The sequence below is a fragment of the Salicibibacter cibarius genome (genome assembly GCF_016495725.1).
GTDB classification, from domain to species: Bacteria; Bacillota; Bacilli; order Bacillales; family Marinococcaceae; genus Salicibibacter; species Salicibibacter cibarius.
This window is the reverse complement of sequence record NZ_CP054705.1, coordinates 1,244,695-1,262,428: the sequence shown is the minus strand read 5'-3', so window position 1 is coordinate 1,262,428 and position 17,734 is coordinate 1,244,695. Positions and strand designations below refer to the sequence as shown.

Sequence of the window (17,734 nt, the reverse complement as noted above, 5' to 3'; positions counted from 1 at the left end):
TTGTTCACCTCTTTTTTCCAATGAGAAGTTGATTTTTTTCGATGTATCCTGTATCTTCTCTATAATAAGATATCATATTTTGCGCCTGAAAGGAGTTACCACCTTGACTGATCAACAGCAAATTGCCGCTAAGATATGGGATCCAACCCTCTATGATAATACGGCTCAATATGTTCTCTACTATGGAGAAGATGTTATAAAATGGCTAGCTCCGAAAAAGGGCGAACATATCATTGATTTGGGATCCGGGACCGGAAACCTGACAGCAAAAATAGCAGAATCCGGTGCGAAAGTAACCGGGATTGACAACTCTGAAGCCATGATAAGGGAAGCGAAAAAACAATACCCGGAGATTCCTTTTATCCAAGCTGACGCAACGAATTTTCAGTTGGACGAACCGGTTGAAGCTGTATTTTCCAATGCCGCGCTTCATTGGATGACAGAGCCGCAAGCGGTACTTGCTTCCGTATCAAAAGCGCTGAAACCGGGCGGAAGATTCATCGGCGAAATGGGCGCAAAAGAAAACATCGCTACCATTATTGCCGCGATCAATATGGCGTTTGTCGAAATCGGACAAGAACCGATGCCCGCCATATTCCCTTGGTATTTCCCAAGTCTAGCAGAATACGCGACGTTACTCGAAGAAAATGGATTCACCGTTGAGCAAATGGCACAGTTCCAAAGACCGACAGCGTTAAATAACGGCCCCGATGGGCTTAAGTCTTGGATGCGAAACTTTGCCGACCCACTCTTGGATCCCCTTAGCGAAGAGGACCGGGAATTTGTATTGGAACGAACGATCACCTATGCAGAACCGGCGCTCGTTGATGACGACACATGGTTTGCCGATTATGTAAGGCTTCGGTTTGTGGCGGTCAAGGATGATTAAACGGAAAAATTATTTTCCAGACGACAAAATCCGCGAAATTTCTTGACGCTCGTCCCTGTTTCCTGATATATTAATAATTGTTGCAAAGCTAGCCGGGATCGGGGCCATAGCTCAGCTGGGAGAGCGTCGCGCTGGCAGCGCGAAGGTCAGGGGTTCGAGCCCCCTTGGCTCCACCAGTTACATAATTTGCGTGAACCCACGCAGTTCCTCAATCGGGGGGCTGCGTTTATTTTTATATGCGGAACCATGCAGCTGATGTACAAAAAGTCACGACACAATCCACATATGAACATTGTGTCGCTTAGTCGGAGACGCGAAAATACCTATCTCTTCATTCAGGGATCACATCTCGCTTCCGATCCTTCTCGAAGTAGCGCTCCCTTTGTTTGATGGGACATAGTAATCCCCCAAACGGTGGTCGAGCTACTCCGAGAGGGACAAGTGAGGCAAAGTTTGGAGGATTACACAAGACGAACCTTATTTCGATTAATAAATTGTTGTCCTTTGACTGTACCCTAATTATGCACATGACAGCGTTTTCATCCCATCGTTATTTTGATAAAATATATGTTAGATTGAGGTCGTATAGCTGTTATAAATATTGATAGTTACGAGCGACTTGAACTGTAGAAAATTTTGGACGGTGTCTGTCGCTCAACCTGCAATAGATTTTAAGGAGTGAACCCATGGCAACGATCGAAGACTTTTCTAAATTGGATATTCGCATTGGCACTGTATTAAAATCCGAATACCTCAGCGGTGCTAACATTCCCGCCATTACAATGGAGATTGATTTCGGAGATGAAATAGGCATTAAAGCGTCAAGTGCACAAGTCACGCAACGTTACGAACCCGACACATTAACCGGAGAGCAAGTCGTGGCGATCGTTAACTTTCCTCCGCGAAAAATTGCCGGCTTCACTTCCGAAGTGCTTGTCATTGGCGGTGTTCCGGAAAAAGGGGATGTCGTTTTACTGAAACCGGACATGCCATTGCCGAACGGGACGAGCATTTCCTAATCAGCCGCCTGCAAGGGAACCATAAATTGTTGCTTAAAGTATTGGGCGTCGTCTTCCTCTTGCCAGAGAATCAATACGTCCAACGCTTCCACATCCTGAGAAATTGGAAGATTCCTGGCACCTAAGGAAGCATTTGCTGCTAGTACGTCTGCTGCATCTTCAACCAACCCTTCATCCCGATCCTTACCTTCCTCTTGCCGGAACGTGTGCATGCTTACATCTTTTTTGTTGCCCGACGTATTTTCAAGTTTCAACTCATACATATCAATATCACTGGGTTGACACAAGCGGTCACTGTCAGTATCAGCTGTGCGAACGGTCAAGCGCCAATCATCCGCTTCTAAAGTGAGCGGAAGTTCAGCAGCCATCAATTCATTCGGGAGTAAAAACAATAGCACAAGCGAGGAAATTAAAAAAATATGTTGTTTCATGCTAAGCACGACCTTCCGGCTTTTACCCTATTGTTATCCGATCGGCAAAAACTATACCGCCGTGTCACAACACAAAACCCGCATTTCTAAATGCGGGTTTTTGATTACAAAAAGAAAATATAACCGGCAAAAACAAAAAACAGCACATACATAATCGGGTGAACGTTTTTACCTTCTCCTTTTAAAATCATCGTAATCGGATAAAACATAAATCCGAGCGCAATGCCATTTGCGATACTGTACGTGAGTGGCATCACCACAACGGTGAGAAAACACGGCAGTGCGATCTCTAACTTATCCCAATCGATCAATTTAAGTGCTGCCGCCATCAACACACCGACGACAATCAGTGCCGCTGCCGTAACAGCTTCTGTAACCACCGCAAGCAACGGCGAGAAAAAAAGCGACAACATAAACAACGCTGCTGTGACAAGCGAGGTGAACCCGGTACGTCCGCCGGCGGCAACGCCGGAGGTTGATTCAACGAAGGCTGTTGTCGTTGAGGTCCCTAACACTGCCCCAACAGACGTAGCAGAAGCATCAGACAAAAGCGCACGGCCGGCGTTAGGTAATTTATTATTTTTTACAAAACCTGCTGAGTTGGCAACCGCGTAAAGCGTTCCCGCCGTATCGAAAAAATCGACAAATAAAAAGGTCAAAATAACGATGATTAATTGCATAATTAGCGCCGATGTCCATTCGACCTCTGTCAGGCCGGTGAACGCCGCGCCGAATGTGGGGGCAAGGCTCGGAATCGAATCAACGATCGCTGATGGCATTTCCACTAAACCAGTAATGATCCCGGCGACAGCAGTTATAGCCATCCCGTAAAAAATACCGCCGCGAGCACCCAGCACCAAAAAGATGACAGTTACGACAAGTCCAAATATTGCCAGAAGCGTTGTCGGAGAAGCCATATCACCGAGCGCCACATAGGTCGATTCATCAGGAACGACAATTTCTGCATTCTGCAGCCCGACAAACGCGATAAACAGCCCGATCCCGCTGGCTGCCGCATATTTGAGTTCCGCAGGGATCGCGTTAATAATCACTTCACGGATTTTAAATAACGTTATGAGAATCATTATAATTCCGGAAACAAAAACCCCAAAAAGCGCGATCTCCCAGTCAATACCCATGCCCAAAACGACCGTATAGGCAAAAAACGCGTTCAGACCCATGCCCGGCGCCAAAGCAATTGGATATTTTCCCCATAATGCCATGATCGCCGTACCGATAGCCGCAGCAATCGCAGTCGCTGCGAACACCGCGTTCATATCCATGCCCGAGTCACCGAGAATTTGCGGGTTTACAAAAAGGATATAAGCCATCGCCAGAAACGTCGTTACCCCGGCCATCGTCTCCTTGCCATATGTGGTGTTATTTTCCTCAAAACGAAAATAATTCTTCAATGGTTCATCCTCCCTCGGGTGAATTAAAAAACGGCCGTTGCACTCAAGCATAACGACCGATGATAAAAATCTATCGATCATAGTCGAAGCATTTACGGTGCTCCGGTAGAGACTCGCAAGCCATATTCCCGCGATTATATGAACCTATTTTATTTTTGATAACGACGCTATTCTACAATGTTGGCGGCGACTTGTCAACAAAAGCCGAATAATAACTTACGATCAATGGTTTATTATTCGGTTTTAGCATGATTCATCCGTACAACTGTCCCCTTGGCCAACAATATTGATCTTGTTTTCAGTCTCTTCTTCTTGCACTTTTTCCAGCACTTCCAGAAAAGCATTTGCCGGTTGGGCGCCGGATACCGCGTATTTACGATTAAAGACAAAAAACGGAACGCCCTGCACGCCGATATCTGCCCCTTCTTGCATGTCTTCCCGGACAATATCTTCATACCGATCACTGTCCAACATGGCGTGAGCGGCTTCTCCGTTGAGTCCGACTTCCTCGGCGAGGGATACGAGCGTATCGTGATCGCCGACATGTTTTCCTTCGGTAAAATATGCCTTTAATAAACGCTCCATCATTTCGTCCATTTTGCCTTCTTCTTTCGCAAAATGACTGAGACGATGGGCGTCCTTCGTGTTTGTGAGCACGGACGATTCCAGGTTATAATCCAAGCCGACTTCTTTTGCTTGATTCGTAACTTGTTGCGTCATTTCCTTCGCCTTTTCCACTGACATGCCGTACTTTCCGGCAAGCATCTCCGCGTTCGTTTGTGTTTGCTCGACTGCCGCATTAGGGTCGAGTTGAAAACTTTTATACGTTATATTAACGTCATCACGATGTGAAAATTGTTGTAAGCCGTCTTGAAATTTTCTTTTTCCGATATAACAAAACGGACAAGCGATGTCCGACCAGATTTCGACGTTCATGTTTTTGCCTCCTTTTCGTATCTCACGTTTACACTATACGGATCGGACGCAGAACACAATTAATGTGCTTGATTGCTTGGAAGGACCACCGATGGGTTTTTCTCTGCCAATTAAATCTTTTCCAATACATATTGTAGAAACTTCATTGCTTTTGTGGCCTCATCCAGATACTTCACCAAGGCCTACACGGTAGTCTTCATGCTTGCGTTTAATAAACATGATTACCTCCTGCATATTGAAACAAGCACCATTCATAACAATATGATGGGACCATTTTTTCACAAGGAGGACATCATGAGCGATTACGAGCAAAACCCTCAACAAGAAAGACGCATCCCTGTTCGAAAAACGGCAGCAGCAACTGGAAAAAATTCGGTTCGTTACCATAAGCCATCGAATCATCCTGCCCCACCTTATTCGCAAACGGTTGGCAAGAATGGGCCGATACTGGAGCAAGACAACATTTTGCATGAAAAACTGGAAACATTTATTCACGAAAAAATCGTTGAACGACCATTACATGTGAAAGGTTTTGGAGCTTTCGGCTATTTTGAGACGTTGAATAGCATGAGCGCATACACAAAACTTCCCTTTCTTCAGCAGGCGGGTCACACCGTTCCTGTCGCCGTCCGTTTTTCACTCGGGGCGAGCAATAAAGGCACGCCGGATACATCACGAAACATTCGCGGGTTTTCAACGAAGTTCTATACAAATGATGGGATCTTCGACCTTATTTGCAACCATATCCCCGTTTTTTTGTTGCGCGATCCTATGCGTTTTCCAGAAAGTATCGCGGCGCTATCGCCATCACCCCGGAATAACCTAATGGACCCGAACTTGCTCTGGCGGTTTGTCGCCAGCACGCCGGAATCCACTCATTTTATCGTTCGTCTCTTTTCTGACCACGGCACGGTCAAAAGCTTCCGGCGAATCCCCGGTCACAGCGTCAGTACGTACGTATGGCGCAATGCGGAAGGGAAACGCCATTATATTAAATACCTTTGGATTCCATTTGATGGGGTTGAATACATTACAACCCAAGAAGCAGAGAAACTTGCAGCAATCAACCCCGATTACGCCGGCGAAGATCTTTACCAAACGATCGCGAGCGGAGAACCGGTAGAATACGGGCTGTACGTGCAAATAATGGACCCAGGGGATGAAGAACAGCTGCCATTCGATCCCCTTGATGACACAAAGGTGTGGGATGAAGAGATGTTTCCTCTCCACCCTATTGGGAAGATGGTGCTCAATCGCAATCCTGACAATTATATGGAGCAAGTGGAGAAGATTGGGTTCTCTCCATCGAATTTATTAGACGGGGCAGAATTGTCCGATGATAAAATATTACAGGGACGGGCGAATGTATATTGGGATTCTCAGCGTTATCGTATCGGCCCACAATTTCGCCAGGTGCCGGTGAATGCGCAAAAACATTGGCAGCCGGGGGATCTACAGACAAGTGGGGAAGGCAGATTTGTAGAAGGGGAACTCGTGCGCTCGGATATCGCAAAACAAGATGATTTTTCACAGGCAGGAGAATTCTATCAATCGTTATCGCAAACCGGAAAATCTCAACTTATTTCGAATCTTGTCACCGCCCTGACAGGTATACGACGGGATTTACAGGTCAAGGTGATCGAGTATCTATCCCTTGCTTCCCGTGAGCTTGGCGAACGTGTAGCGGACGGATTGCGAGCATAACATCCCCTGGCTGAATCGTTTTCTTTCCATTAATGTACAGACGTTCTGTCCATTGGTTGTAAATGATTTAAGCCATTTATCTAAGCTCGAATAATACATACGTTATTCGGGTTTTTTCTTTTTCAAGTAACTTCTCTCCTGTTTGGGCAAACACACCCCCATTCTACCTTACATACACTGTGAAAAATTTTCAAACGAAACGTGAGGATCATTATGGAACCGATGTATGTGCTTTCTTTTCAATTATTTGCATTATATGTGATTGCCTTTATCGGATTTTTTTGTGCAAAGAAACAACTACTCCCTACAGGAAGCGAAAACATTTTATCTAATTTATTGCTATACGTGACATTGCCTTGCCTGATTATTAATTCTTTAAATATCCCGTTCTCCTATGCTCAAGCCTTTACAGCTTTTACAATGCTGATATTATCTGTTTATTACTTAATCATGGCGATTGTCTTGAGTAGATTTCTCAATAAAAAACTTAATAAAGTGGCTGACCGCAATGGTGTATTTCAAAACCTACTGATATTTGGAAACCAAGGATTTATCGGGATGGCTATTATTTCTGCACTGTTTGGAGCAGATGCCTTATTTATTGCTACCGTCTTTAACCTCATCTATTTTTTGCTCATATGGAGCTATGCCATTATGATTATGACGCCAAATGACACAGCACGCCCGCCTTTTACGACCTTTCTTAAAAATCCGGGGTTTCTGGCTACGTTTACCGGCTTTGTTTTATTTATCGTGCCGTTTCAAATTCCAAGCCTCATAGCGTCTCCTATACAGATGCTCGGTGATATGACGATTCCACTTTCCATGCTCGTCATCGGGGTAAGCCTATCAAGCATTACCGCCGACCAGCTGCGATCTCTTATTCGTGAACCTTTACTATACTTGACCGTTATGTTAAGAAACCTTATTCTTCCAGGCATCTTATTTATCCCTTTATTTTTCTTGTCTATATTTCCTCAAGAGTTATTAGTGATTGCATTGTTGTTAGCTGCGATGCCGTGTGCGCACACCATTACCATCTACGCCATTAAATACGGCGGTGATACGAATTTTTCATCAACGGTTGTTTTGCTGTCTACGTTTATGACCATCATTACGATTCCGGCGCTTTATTTTCTGACGACCTTTCTCTAACCATTCAAAAATTTGAGCAAGCGAAAGACGGTTTATTTTTAGAACGTTAATTCTTATTTCTATAAAAAGCGTTCGACAAGCAAAAGTGAACAATTTTCAACACGGGATCTATGCTTCAATAGCATGTTTGTTCTACCCATTATCATAATCTTCTTATTCCTAAAACAAAAAAGGCTAATCAATCTGATTAACCTTTTGAAAATTACTGTTACATTAGTTACTCAATCCAAAAATTACGAAGCAAAAAAGTTTTGAGATGATCAGCATCGTCAGGATGCATTTTTTTCCCTCGTTCACTCATAAAATCGTTGATTGCATGAAGATAAGTATAATGCTCATTAGTCGCTGTTTTTCGTTTTCGGTTTTTATCCGCTAGTTTTTGGACTTCTAAAATGGCATCTAATTGATTCATTTTCGATCCACCTTTCGAGTCAATTTCTCCAAAGTTCTCTCTATTTTTCATCATCTTTAAAACCAAATACTAAATACAATCCAATAATAAATAAACCGAGAATTATATTTATTGTTGATTGTAAACTTTCCCCTAAAGAAGTGTAGGAAAGTAGATGAGGTAGTAGAGACCAAACAATCAATATAACAGGGAGAATGGCGGTCTTAGCCCATACTGAAAACCCTATGATAAAGATAGTCATAAGCGCAATAAGAACTACCTGGCCCCAAAAACCAAAATCAACAATTGGAGCGTTCATTGCATTATCCATCGTTAAAATGCCTATAAACAACAGCGTACTTATGGATACGGGAATCGCAGCCAGTAAAACCTCTTTTGTCTTTGATAATTGGTTTTTAGCTGAATACTTGAAAACAATAAAAACCCCTGAAATAAACACTAAACTAAAAAGAAAGTAAGCAATGATATGCAATACACTGTAACTTACTTCTCCTTGTATTATGTCATTAATAACTGGAAAAGAAATGGCTCCTAAAATGATCATTGGAATATACTTAAGCCACCAAGACTTAAAATCATTGTTTATTTCGGTAGATATATTATCCATATATTCTTTTGGAGAATTGCCAACAACTTCTTTCACTGATTTGCCATTTTGTTCGGCATCATAAAGATGATCGGAGAGTTCTTGAATAATATCATCGACCTCCTCATGGCTCTTCCCATTAGTGAATAAATAAACTCTTAAATCTTCAATAAACTTTTTACTAGTTCTACTTAAGCTTACATGTTGCATGAATCCACTTCACTCCCTGTCACTTCTTTATTTATAACCGAATTTACATTTTTACTTAACTCATTCCATTGCATTAAAAATTCTTCCAAGGCTTCTTCACCTTTCTGTGTAAGCCTATAATACTTCCTCTGTGGTCCTGCAGTTGACTTTCTGCGAGTAGAAGTAACTAGATCTTCTTTCTGCATTCTTAATAATGACGGGTAAATGGTTCCTTCACTGATATTAATGAATCCATAACGATTTAAGCGAGAAGCCATTTCATAGCCATAACATTCTTCGTCTTTTATAATCGCCAAAAGGCAACCATCCATAATTCCTTTAAGCATTTGTGTTTGCGACATACTTACAACACCATCCATATATCTTGCTTAACAAGGCATATGGATATACTAACTTACAATACCTTGTAATGCAAGACATGAAATTTAATTCCTCTGTCACCAGCTATAAGCAAAGCTATAAAGAAAAACACAACCCCTTGTTATTAAAGGATTGCGCCCGTTTGCAGTAGAGTGAATGAACTGATATTAGATAGGATTGTTGTAGTTCCAGTATTAATAAAACCCAATATAAACATATAATACACCGTAACTTAGCAGTAGGCTAATAATAAAAAGTGCGGACTTAATCGGAGCAAATTGAAAGGCCGAACTTGTATCTCCAACAGGGGTACGTTTCCAGTAAAATACCATTAAATCCCCGACAATATAAACGATATTAAAAACAAATGATCCTCCAATGATAAAGTTAGCGATCATAGCATTATCAACAAAATAATAAATAGCAAAAGCAATACAAAGAAAAATAAATGATTGTAAAATGAACCCGCCCATAACGAACAGAAATGATCTTTTACCGTCTGGATCATAGGTGAAATATGTACGTACAAAATTCCCTTCCTCATCATTAGGCTTTATCCAGTTTTTATCTTGATCTCTTAACGCAACATGTGGTGGATATTGAAATAATCTTATTTGTATATTTTCTTTTGGTATTCTTACTAAAAATCGTCCTACAGTATAGTGACCCAGTTCATGAAACCAAATATGCATGAGTAATAAAATATAACCGCCTATAATCCAAAATAAAATATCCACGCTATCCACCAACCTATCCTATAAACACACTACCTTGTTCCATTTAATGGCTTTGTATTTCCACATTAACATCAAAAACCTTTACACAGCCAATTATTTTAATTGTATGTAACTGTTCTCCATTTCAGTGACGAAACAATGACGACTTCATCATTTTATATGCTCTTTCCAAAATGTGGATTTTCCTCAGTTTATTCATAAATATTGCTTATAGTTCTCTTATTTTCCCATGGTAAGGCCTTAAATGCAAGTATAAATGCAACACTTTGGGACAACTTGGGATTCCGTGTATCAGCGGAAAGGGTTTTCCTTCCAAGGGGCGGGCTAGCCCGCCCCTTGGATCGCGGCCTCAAAGGCCTCGTCGGGCGTTTGATAGCCCAAAATCTTTCGCGGCAGCTCGTTCGTCCACGCTTCGGCCCGTTCGATGGTTTCGTCCGGAATCTCCTGGATGGCTTTGCCCTTCGGGATAAAGCGGCGCAGAAGCTCGTTGTGTCGTTCATTTGTGCCTCGTTCGAATGAAGCATACGGATGGGCGAAATAAGCACGGACGTTCTGATACTGGCACCAGTCATGAAGGTCGCTGAATTCTCCGCCGTTGTCTGCGGTGATCGTTTGAAAGATCGATGGGGCCTGATGCCCATACCCTTTGAAAAGATCGGTGAGGGCAGCGTTGACGGCTTCAGCTGTCGGCTCCGACAACCGGCGCACAATCTCCTTGCGTGTGCTTCGCTCCGTAAGCGTCAGGAGGGCCTGGCCTTTCGTGCGTTTGCCTCGTACCGTGTCGATCTCCCAATGCCCGACGGTTTCGCGGGTGTCCACGTCCGACTCACGTTCTTCGATGCTCGGGCCCAACACTTTTTTGTGCTGGCGAGAACGTCGCTTCTTCGTGGAACGGCGCACTTTCAAGTGCAGATCAATGTTCTTCACGTCAAGGAGCCCATCGTCGATGTAGGTGTAAAGGGTGCGCGTACACGGGATCGGAACCTCCCAGTCTCCTTGCGCTCTTGCACGTCCCACGCACACATCCGGTGACCATTTCTCTTGGAGCATTTTCTTTACCGCCCAACCCAAAAATGGGCTGGCTGCCTCCATCAACCATCGGCGCTTACGTCCGCAGTTCTGCCGGTTCGTTTCATACACACGCTGACTCGTATCGGCGAAATATTTCCGTGTCACCTTCAAGTTGGAACCGAGCTGCTCTACGCTCCCACGATCTAACTCGCGCTTGATGGTACTCGCTGGACGGCCAAGTTCCCTTGCAATGGCACGAGGACCCAATCCTTGTTTGTGTAGGCCCTGGATTTCGCCGCGCTCGGTTTGGGTGAGATGTTTGTTCTTACGCTCCGCTGTGCTAGAATCGGTGTGAGCCATCGGTAAGACCTCCGTAATCATGGGTTTTGGTAACTTTCATGATACACGGTCTTACCATGGCTTTCCTAGTTTCAGAGTGTTGCATTTGATTTTACAATGAAGCTCCCATGGTAAGGATATAGAATGTATCAAAATAAACTTTACGGTGAAAGGAAGCTATACTATGTTCTGTAAGCAAATTAAACTTATGTCCGGTGAAAACAGAAAATATTTCATGTCAAAATTTAATAAAACACAAGAATCCCTACCAATTTATTTTTTGGCAGGGAACCATATTTTTTTAAATCATTTTATCCATATCAGGTTAGGGAAAATCCTTTTAAATAGGCGTTCCCTCTTCAAATTAAGTTGTATTCTTTTTCCCACTCAATTGTTCATATCCTTGAGTTGGTAAACATTATTTTTTCGGCTTAAAAAGTAAAGCCATAAAACTCATCATAGCAAACAAAATAAACATTGCTTCATAACCTAGAAACTCAGCAACCACTCCTCCAACCAACGAGCCAAACACTTGCCCTAAAGCTAATAGTAAAAATGGAAAACCAAGACCAAATGAAGCATTTGTTTTAAAGATATTGATGCCCCAAATGATCAGAACACCTGTCATGAATATATACGAACTTCCAAAAGAAATCGCCGATATGACAACAGGGAGGACGTTTGTAAATAAACCCAATAATACGGAAGAAGCACCTAGAAAAATGACACATAATCTGTAAGAAGGTAATAATCCGATATGTGAACTAAAATATCCGGCGAAACCACCTAATACTCCTGCCAAACCAATGATGATCCAAAATCCTTGCGTGAGAACTTCAGGAATATTCTCCATTTGAAACACCAAATCCCTTGAAAATGTCCAATAAGCCGCACTCGAAATCCCTAATAATAGAGAAGATATAATTAAGGGATAAGCATTCATAAGTTCCTTTTTTGTCACATGAAATGCTCGAGTCTGATGAATTTTGTTCGTAACCTTTGTTTGAGGAATGACCTTATAATTAAGGATCAATATGATAATCGCTATGATTGTAAATAGTAGAAACGTCAATCTCCAATTACTACCCATAAAAATAACCATAACACCAGTTAATGCAGTTCCCAAGCTAGTGCCCGCATTCACCCACGTATTCGTTGGCGAACGCTTATCCAGAGCCACCCATTTTTTTATGACATCTGCATATGGGGGAGAAGACAACCCTGTACTTAAGCCAGCAATAAAGATACCAATACCAAGGGCTATTGCACCATTGGCCATGGATATGATCCCCATTCCCGCAGCTGCTGTGACCCCTGCAATTAAAATTAGCATACGGGAACCGACTTTCTGCATATACAACATAGCCAAGATAATCGCTATACAATATGCCAGATACGATAGTGAAGAGATCGCTCCAGCTATAGATTGGTTGATATCCAGCGACTCACGTATATAAGGCAAAACTAACCCGTAACTAAACCTTGCAAAACCATAAGTTACCGCAATCATGGGTAAACCAACCATGATTAATCTTTTCGAATCCACCAACAACACCTCTTATTATATAGATCGATCAATATACTTATTGCAAAAAGAAAAAATCTCCGAAGTAATACCACTCCAAGATTTTCCCCATTAGTAGCAAGACATTGTCTCATTTGACCTTATGAAGCCCCATAGACTTTATGGAATGCATAAGTGCTGCAGTCACGTCATCCACATTTAGTGTTTCTGATAAAGCTGTGGCCCCTTCGAATAATAGTACTAATTGGGTAGCCTCACTATGGCTTAAACCAACTTCCGCAAAAAAAGCCAACAATGACCTTTTATGCTGGTTTACATATTGAGCAATTTCATGATCATCATTAGAAGAAAATTCTTCTTTAGCCCTTAAAAACATACATCCATTCGTATCATGTTTTCGAATCCAATCACTATGAGCAACCGATAACGACCATACAATGGAACTGTCGGAATTTCTCACGGATGATTTCAAGATAGAAAAGTATTTTTCTTCTCGTCTTTTAAGCACTTCAAGAACTAGAGATTCTTTCGAATCAAAATGATGATATAACGTCATAAGAGCAACGTTTGCTTCTTTAATGATTCTTTGTAGACCAACAGCGTGAAAACCATGGTCATAAAATAATTGTTCCGCATGTTCAATGAGATTTTGTTTCTTTTTGCTCATAAAGAACACCCTTTTTTATATAGATCGATCATTATAATAACATAAGACCATTTCTATTACAAACTGGCCTGATTGTATGTAACTGTTCTCCATTTCAGTGACGAAACAATGACGAGTTCATCATTTTATATGCTCTTTCCAAAAATGTGGATTTTCCTTAGTTTATTCATAAATATTGCTTATAGTTCTCTTATTTTCCCATGGGAAAGATATAGAATGTATCAAAATAAACTTTACGACGAAAGGAAGCGATACTATGTTCTGTAAGCAAATTAAACTTAGGTCCGGTGAAAACAGAAAATATTTCATGTCAAAATTTAATAAAACACAAAAACCCTACCAATTTATTTTTTGGCAGGGTTTTGGCAGGGAACCATATTTTTTTAAGTCATTTTATCCATATTAGGTTAGGGAAAATCCTTTTAAATAGGCGTTCTCTTTTCAAATGAGGTTGTATTCTTATTCCCACTCGATCGTCGCCGGCGGTTTCGATGTAATATCGTATACAACACGATTCACTTGCGGGACTTCATTCACGATCCGCGTCGAGATCGTTTCCAATACGTCATGGGGAATGCGCGCCCAGTCTGACGTCATCCCGTCTATAGATGTGACTGCACGAACGCCGACCGTGTAATCATACGTGCGATTATCGCCCATGACTCCCACACTTCGCATATCGGGCAAAGCGGTGAAAAACTGCCAGATTTCTTTATCCAATCCGGCCTTTTCCAAGACGTCGTGAAGGACTGCGTCCGATTCGCGCACGATCTCAAGCTTCTCCGACGTAATCTCCCCGAGCACGCGAATGCCAAGGCCGGGGCCCGGGAATGGTTGCCGCCAAACAAAGCTTTCCGGCAATCCCAGTTCCGTGCCCAGTTCTCGCACTTCGTCTTTAAACAACGTGTTTAACGGCTCGATTAAATCCAATTTCATATCTTCGGGAAGTCCACCCACATTGTGGTGGGATTTAATCGTTTGTGCCGTTGCCGTTCCGCTCTCGATCACGTCCGTGTACAAAGTTCCCTGCGCGAGAAAATCCATGTTCTCCAGTTTCGATGACTCTTCTTCGAAAATAAAGATGAATTCGTTACCGATAATTTTCCGTTTTTGTTCCGGGTCGGAAACACCTTTCAGCTTCGTTAAAAAGCGTTCCGACGCATCAATTTTTACAACGTTAATGTCAAATTTCCCTTCAAACATTTGCATAACGCGCGTGCCTTCATCTTTTCGCAACAAGCCATGATCGATGAACATGCACGTCAGTTGATCCCCGATCGCGCGATGGACGAGCATGGCGGTCACCGACGAATCAACGCCGCCACTCAGCGCACAAAGCACACGACGGTCACCAACGTTCGCCCGGATTTTTTCCACTTCAAGGTCAATAAAATTCTCCATCGTCCACTCGCCTTTGCTTTGGCAAATGTCGAAGACGAAATTATGAAGGATGTCGTTTCCGTATTCGGTATGGCGCACTTCCGGGTGGAATTGCACACCGTAAATACCTTTTTCCGCATGGCTCATCGCAGCGACCGGAGTCGTCGGGTTCGTTGCATCTGTTGTAAATCCCTCGGGCGGCTCAATAATGCGATCCCCGTGGCTCATCCAAACCGTTTGCTCGGCTGGGGTTTTTCGGAATAACCCCGACGCCCCCTTTACGTCCAGCGTCGCTTTCCCGTATTCACGATGATCGGCTGCTTCCACCTTTCCGCCAAAGTGGTGGGTCAACAGTTGCATGCCGTAACAAATCCCGAGAATGGGGACGCCAAGATCATACATGGCAGGATCACAGACGGGAGCGTCTTCAGCGTAAGCACTGCCCGGTCCGCCGGAAAAAATAATCCCTTTGAGGTTGAGCGAACGTAATTCTTCAACGCTCACCGTGTTGGGGTAAAGTTCACTGTAGACGCCCAAATCGCGAATTCGGCGCGTGATTAATTGATTGTATTGCCCGCCAAAATCAAGGACGGCAATGGTTTCATTCATTTCTTCGTTATTTCGCTCCATGAAACGGCACCTCAAATTTATTAAATCATGATGATTATTTTACCAGCCTCGGGATTAAGGGTCAATTTTGCGGAAGGTCGCCGTGGGCGACCTAACGTCTCCCGTGACAATACGTCAGGGCTTCATAATCTGTCGTTAACGCCCTTTCGCGATGTTATCCAGAAGCTGAATCCAACGTCGTTCGGTATCTGCCGGCAAATGGTCTGTTTTTTCATTTCCGTAATAAAGATCTTCATACAGCATCGTCAAGGCGCGCATATCTTCCGATTCAAACCGAAAATCAACGCGCGCTGCAAATTCGCTCGGTGTCTCATGCGCAGCCCTTTTCATCCCAGCCCAACCAAGATATTTTAGCACAGATTCATAGGCGCGGATGAATGTCGATCCGTTGTCCATCCCCGAGTAACGTCTCCTCAGCCACGTCTGTATGATTTTTCCTCGGAATTTAAAAGCCGCGAAACCGGCCAATAATAAAGCGGCACCCATTCCTGTCAGCAATCGGAATGGAAGCGCCATTTGCTCTTCCTCCTGTTCCTCTGTATCTGTCTCCCTCTCATCATCATCTTCTTCCTCTTCTGATGCATCCCCCTCTTCTTCCGAGTCTTGCTCGACTTCCTGTTCAAACATCATCTCTTCGTCGTTTTCATCACGATCAACATCCGCCGAAGCAAAATCTGCCGTATTGGAAAAGCCGGGCGTAGGCTCAAACGGCACCCAGCCAACGTCGGGAAAATAAACTTCCACCCATGAATGAGCATTTTCATTCGTCACTTCAAATTCACTGTACCCATCATCGCCGACGCTTACTTCTTCCCCGGCCGTGAACCCTTTCGCCCAACGGGCAGGGATATCAAGCGTCCGCAACATGACGACCATTGCCGTGGAAAAGTTATCGCAATAACCGATCTGCGTCTCAAACAAAAACTGATCCACATAATCCTGGTCTTCGGCCGGAACAGGGATGTCGCTCGTTTCGTATTCGAAGTCAGGCCCGGTCAGATAATCCTCGATCGCGCGTGCCCGGTCATAGCGGTTGTCTTCGCCTTGCACTACGTCTTCGGCAAGTTCCCCAACCCGGTCCGGAAGTTCCTCGGGAAGTTGTAAATGCCTATCTGTCACCGCTTGCGGGTCTTGTTGCACATCCCCCGCATCCACGTCTCGCATTTGCTCAACGGGAAATTCGGGATAATCATACGTAAGGGTGAACACACCGGCATCATCCACATCCCCTTCATTGTGCCAAACCTCGGCCCTGCCGCTTTCTTCATCGGAGTACACGGTATAGTCGCCATCCATTTCAGCATTTGCTTCTTGCAATGCGCCCTGACTGAATAGCAAATCCCCTTCACCCGTGCGAGAATCATGATAAGCGACATCCGCTTCAAGGGTTTCTGTTTCCGTCGCTTCTTCATATAGATCCAAATACCCTTCAGATTGTTCGGCCAACTCCCCACTTTCTTCGCTTTCCCAACCATGGCCGGTGTATTCGTGCTTTGACTCCCCACGCCAATAAGCAGATGTTTCCGATCTTGCCGTAAATACTTCCATGTCGTCCATGACGAATCCGCCACCGAGGCGTTCATCGTTGTCGCCGTAGCCGATCTTACGCGTCTCGTCGCCGTTGGAAGAAGAACCCCAACTAATCACATCCACCCCGGTCGTCCTTTCTATATATGAGGTAGGATCCGGCCATTGTTGCGTATATTTCGGGGCTTGCCAACCAACCAAAACAGAAAGGAGAATAACGACACCCGCAATCGTCAAATAATGGAACGAATGGCTGCTTCCAAGGTTCGAGTAGCGATGCTGAAGCCGCAAAAACCGCGTACACGCAAAAAGAACAAATCCGATTGTGACTAAGCGCACAATCGCCCACGAACCGTCATAAACCGTGAATGTATCCAGAATGCCGATATAAACGACACTCGCAGCCACAAAAAAGAAAATTCGGTGCGCGATGGCGACCCAGTAATAGACGAGATAGCTGACCATCGCCAACAGTAAAATAAGCAATAAACTGCGATACATATCACTTAATTGTAACAAACTGCCACTGAATAAAAGTGTGCTCTGCTGCCAAGCTTCCGTGAGAAACAAGGACCACCAATCAATCGACATATACGTGCCGGGCATAAACAGGACGTGCAAGCTATACGTGATCACAAGCGTATAAAAGCCAAGGCGTAAGAGCCAATGCATGGGGATCGCGGTAATCACAAAGAAAACCGCCGCGATTATAAGAAAAAACGGCAAAAAGCCGGTATCGCTAATTTGCGGCAACGGATAGAGCCACTCTGCCACGATGAAATACGCGAGCACGTAGGCGATCCC

Annotated in this window: 16 protein-coding genes, 1 tRNA gene and 1 riboswitch; of the genes, 5 read left to right on the top strand and 12 right to left on the bottom strand. The window is 43.7% G+C overall.

The features are described from left to right. The first annotated feature begins 103 nt into the window (after positions 1–103). From HUG15_RS06680 to csaA, 3 genes are all read left to right on the top strand, one after another. The gene (locus tag HUG15_RS06680; protein ID WP_200127953.1) at positions 104–889 is read left to right on the top strand and encodes a class I SAM-dependent methyltransferase; all 786 of its coding nucleotides are present in this window, start codon (positions 104–106) and stop codon (positions 887–889) included. Between the two features lie 100 nt (positions 890–989). Then, positions 990–1,065, top strand: a tRNA-Ala gene (locus HUG15_RS06675). A gap of 510 nt (positions 1,066–1,575) precedes the next feature. Then, on the top strand, positions 1,576–1,908 hold the full coding sequence (gene csaA / locus HUG15_RS06670) for a chaperone CsaA (RefSeq protein WP_200127952.1): 333 nt from the start codon (positions 1,576–1,578) through the stop codon (positions 1,906–1,908). Here csaA and HUG15_RS06665 read toward each other — a convergent pair. The 3 genes from HUG15_RS06665 to HUG15_RS06655 all read right to left on the bottom strand — a co-directional run bounded on the left by HUG15_RS06665 (position 1,905) and on the right by HUG15_RS06655 (position 4,687). Continuing rightward, on the bottom strand, positions 1,905–2,339 hold the full coding sequence (locus HUG15_RS06665; protein WP_200127951.1) for a hypothetical protein: 435 nt from the start codon (positions 2,337–2,339) through the stop codon (positions 1,905–1,907). The two genes, csaA and HUG15_RS06665, sit on opposite strands and share 4 nt — an antisense overlap. A 104-nt stretch (positions 2,340–2,443) precedes the next feature. Then, entirely contained in the window at positions 2,444–3,751 is a 1,308-nt protein-coding gene (locus HUG15_RS06660) for an NCS2 family permease (RefSeq protein ID WP_200127950.1), read from the bottom strand. 60 nt (positions 3,752–3,811) lie between these two features. After that, a riboswitch (purine riboswitch) is annotated at positions 3,812–3,913 on the bottom strand. Positions 3,914–3,994: 81 nt separating this feature from the next. After that, positions 3,995–4,687: a DsbA family oxidoreductase gene (locus HUG15_RS06655; protein ID WP_200127949.1), complete on the bottom strand. Its 693-nt coding sequence runs from the start codon at positions 4,685–4,687 to the stop codon at positions 3,995–3,997. A gap of 294 nt (positions 4,688–4,981) precedes the next feature. Between HUG15_RS06655 and HUG15_RS06650 the strand changes: the two genes are divergently transcribed. Beyond that, entirely contained in the window at positions 4,982–6,391 is a 1,410-nt protein-coding gene (locus HUG15_RS06650; RefSeq protein ID WP_200127948.1) for a catalase, read from the top strand. Positions 6,392–6,604: 213 nt separating this feature from the next. Next, the gene (locus HUG15_RS06645; protein ID WP_200127947.1) at positions 6,605–7,546 is read left to right on the top strand and encodes an AEC family transporter; all 942 of its coding nucleotides are present in this window, start codon (positions 6,605–6,607) and stop codon (positions 7,544–7,546) included. 217 nt (positions 7,547–7,763) lie between these two features. On the opposite strand, the gene HUG15_RS06640 is transcribed toward HUG15_RS06645, so the two are convergent. The 9 genes from HUG15_RS06640 to HUG15_RS06600 form a co-directional block, all read right to left on the bottom strand. Beyond that, positions 7,764–7,958, bottom strand: a complete 195-nt coding sequence (locus HUG15_RS06640) for a hypothetical protein (protein WP_200127946.1) — start codon at positions 7,956–7,958, stop codon at positions 7,764–7,766. 40 nt (positions 7,959–7,998) lie between these two features. Continuing rightward, positions 7,999–8,754, bottom strand: coding sequence for an HAAS domain-containing protein (locus HUG15_RS06635; RefSeq protein ID WP_200127945.1), 756 nt, complete (start codon positions 8,752–8,754; stop codon positions 7,999–8,001). After that, complete coding sequence (locus tag HUG15_RS06630; protein WP_200127944.1) at positions 8,742–9,095, bottom strand: PadR family transcriptional regulator; 354 nt, start codon at positions 9,093–9,095, stop codon at positions 8,742–8,744. The genes HUG15_RS06635 and HUG15_RS06630 overlap by 13 nt, the downstream gene beginning before the upstream one ends. Positions 9,096–9,308: 213 nt before the next feature. Further along, positions 9,309–9,860: a hypothetical protein gene (locus HUG15_RS06625; RefSeq protein ID WP_200127943.1), complete on the bottom strand. Its 552-nt coding sequence runs from the start codon at positions 9,858–9,860 to the stop codon at positions 9,309–9,311. A gap of 315 nt (positions 9,861–10,175) precedes the next feature. Beyond that, positions 10,176–11,222, bottom strand: coding sequence for an IS30 family transposase (locus HUG15_RS06620; RefSeq protein WP_200127942.1), 1,047 nt, complete (start codon positions 11,220–11,222; stop codon positions 10,176–10,178). 397 nt (positions 11,223–11,619) lie between these two features. After that, positions 11,620–12,747 (bottom strand): MFS transporter, encoded by a 1,128-nt coding sequence (locus HUG15_RS06615; protein WP_200127941.1) that lies wholly within the window; start codon positions 12,745–12,747, stop codon positions 11,620–11,622. Between the two features lie 109 nt (positions 12,748–12,856). Then, entirely contained in the window at positions 12,857–13,393 is a 537-nt protein-coding gene (locus tag HUG15_RS06610; RefSeq protein WP_200127940.1) for a TetR/AcrR family transcriptional regulator, read from the bottom strand. 459 nt (positions 13,394–13,852) lie between these two features. Next, positions 13,853–15,403, bottom strand: coding sequence for a glutamine-hydrolyzing GMP synthase (gene guaA / locus HUG15_RS06605; protein ID WP_200127939.1), 1,551 nt, complete (start codon positions 15,401–15,403; stop codon positions 13,853–13,855). Between the two features lie 135 nt (positions 15,404–15,538). Then, the gene (locus tag HUG15_RS06600; protein ID WP_211202358.1) at positions 15,539–17,722 is read right to left on the bottom strand and encodes a transglutaminase domain-containing protein; all 2,184 of its coding nucleotides are present in this window, start codon (positions 17,720–17,722) and stop codon (positions 15,539–15,541) included. Between the last annotated feature and the right edge of the window lie 12 nt (positions 17,723–17,734).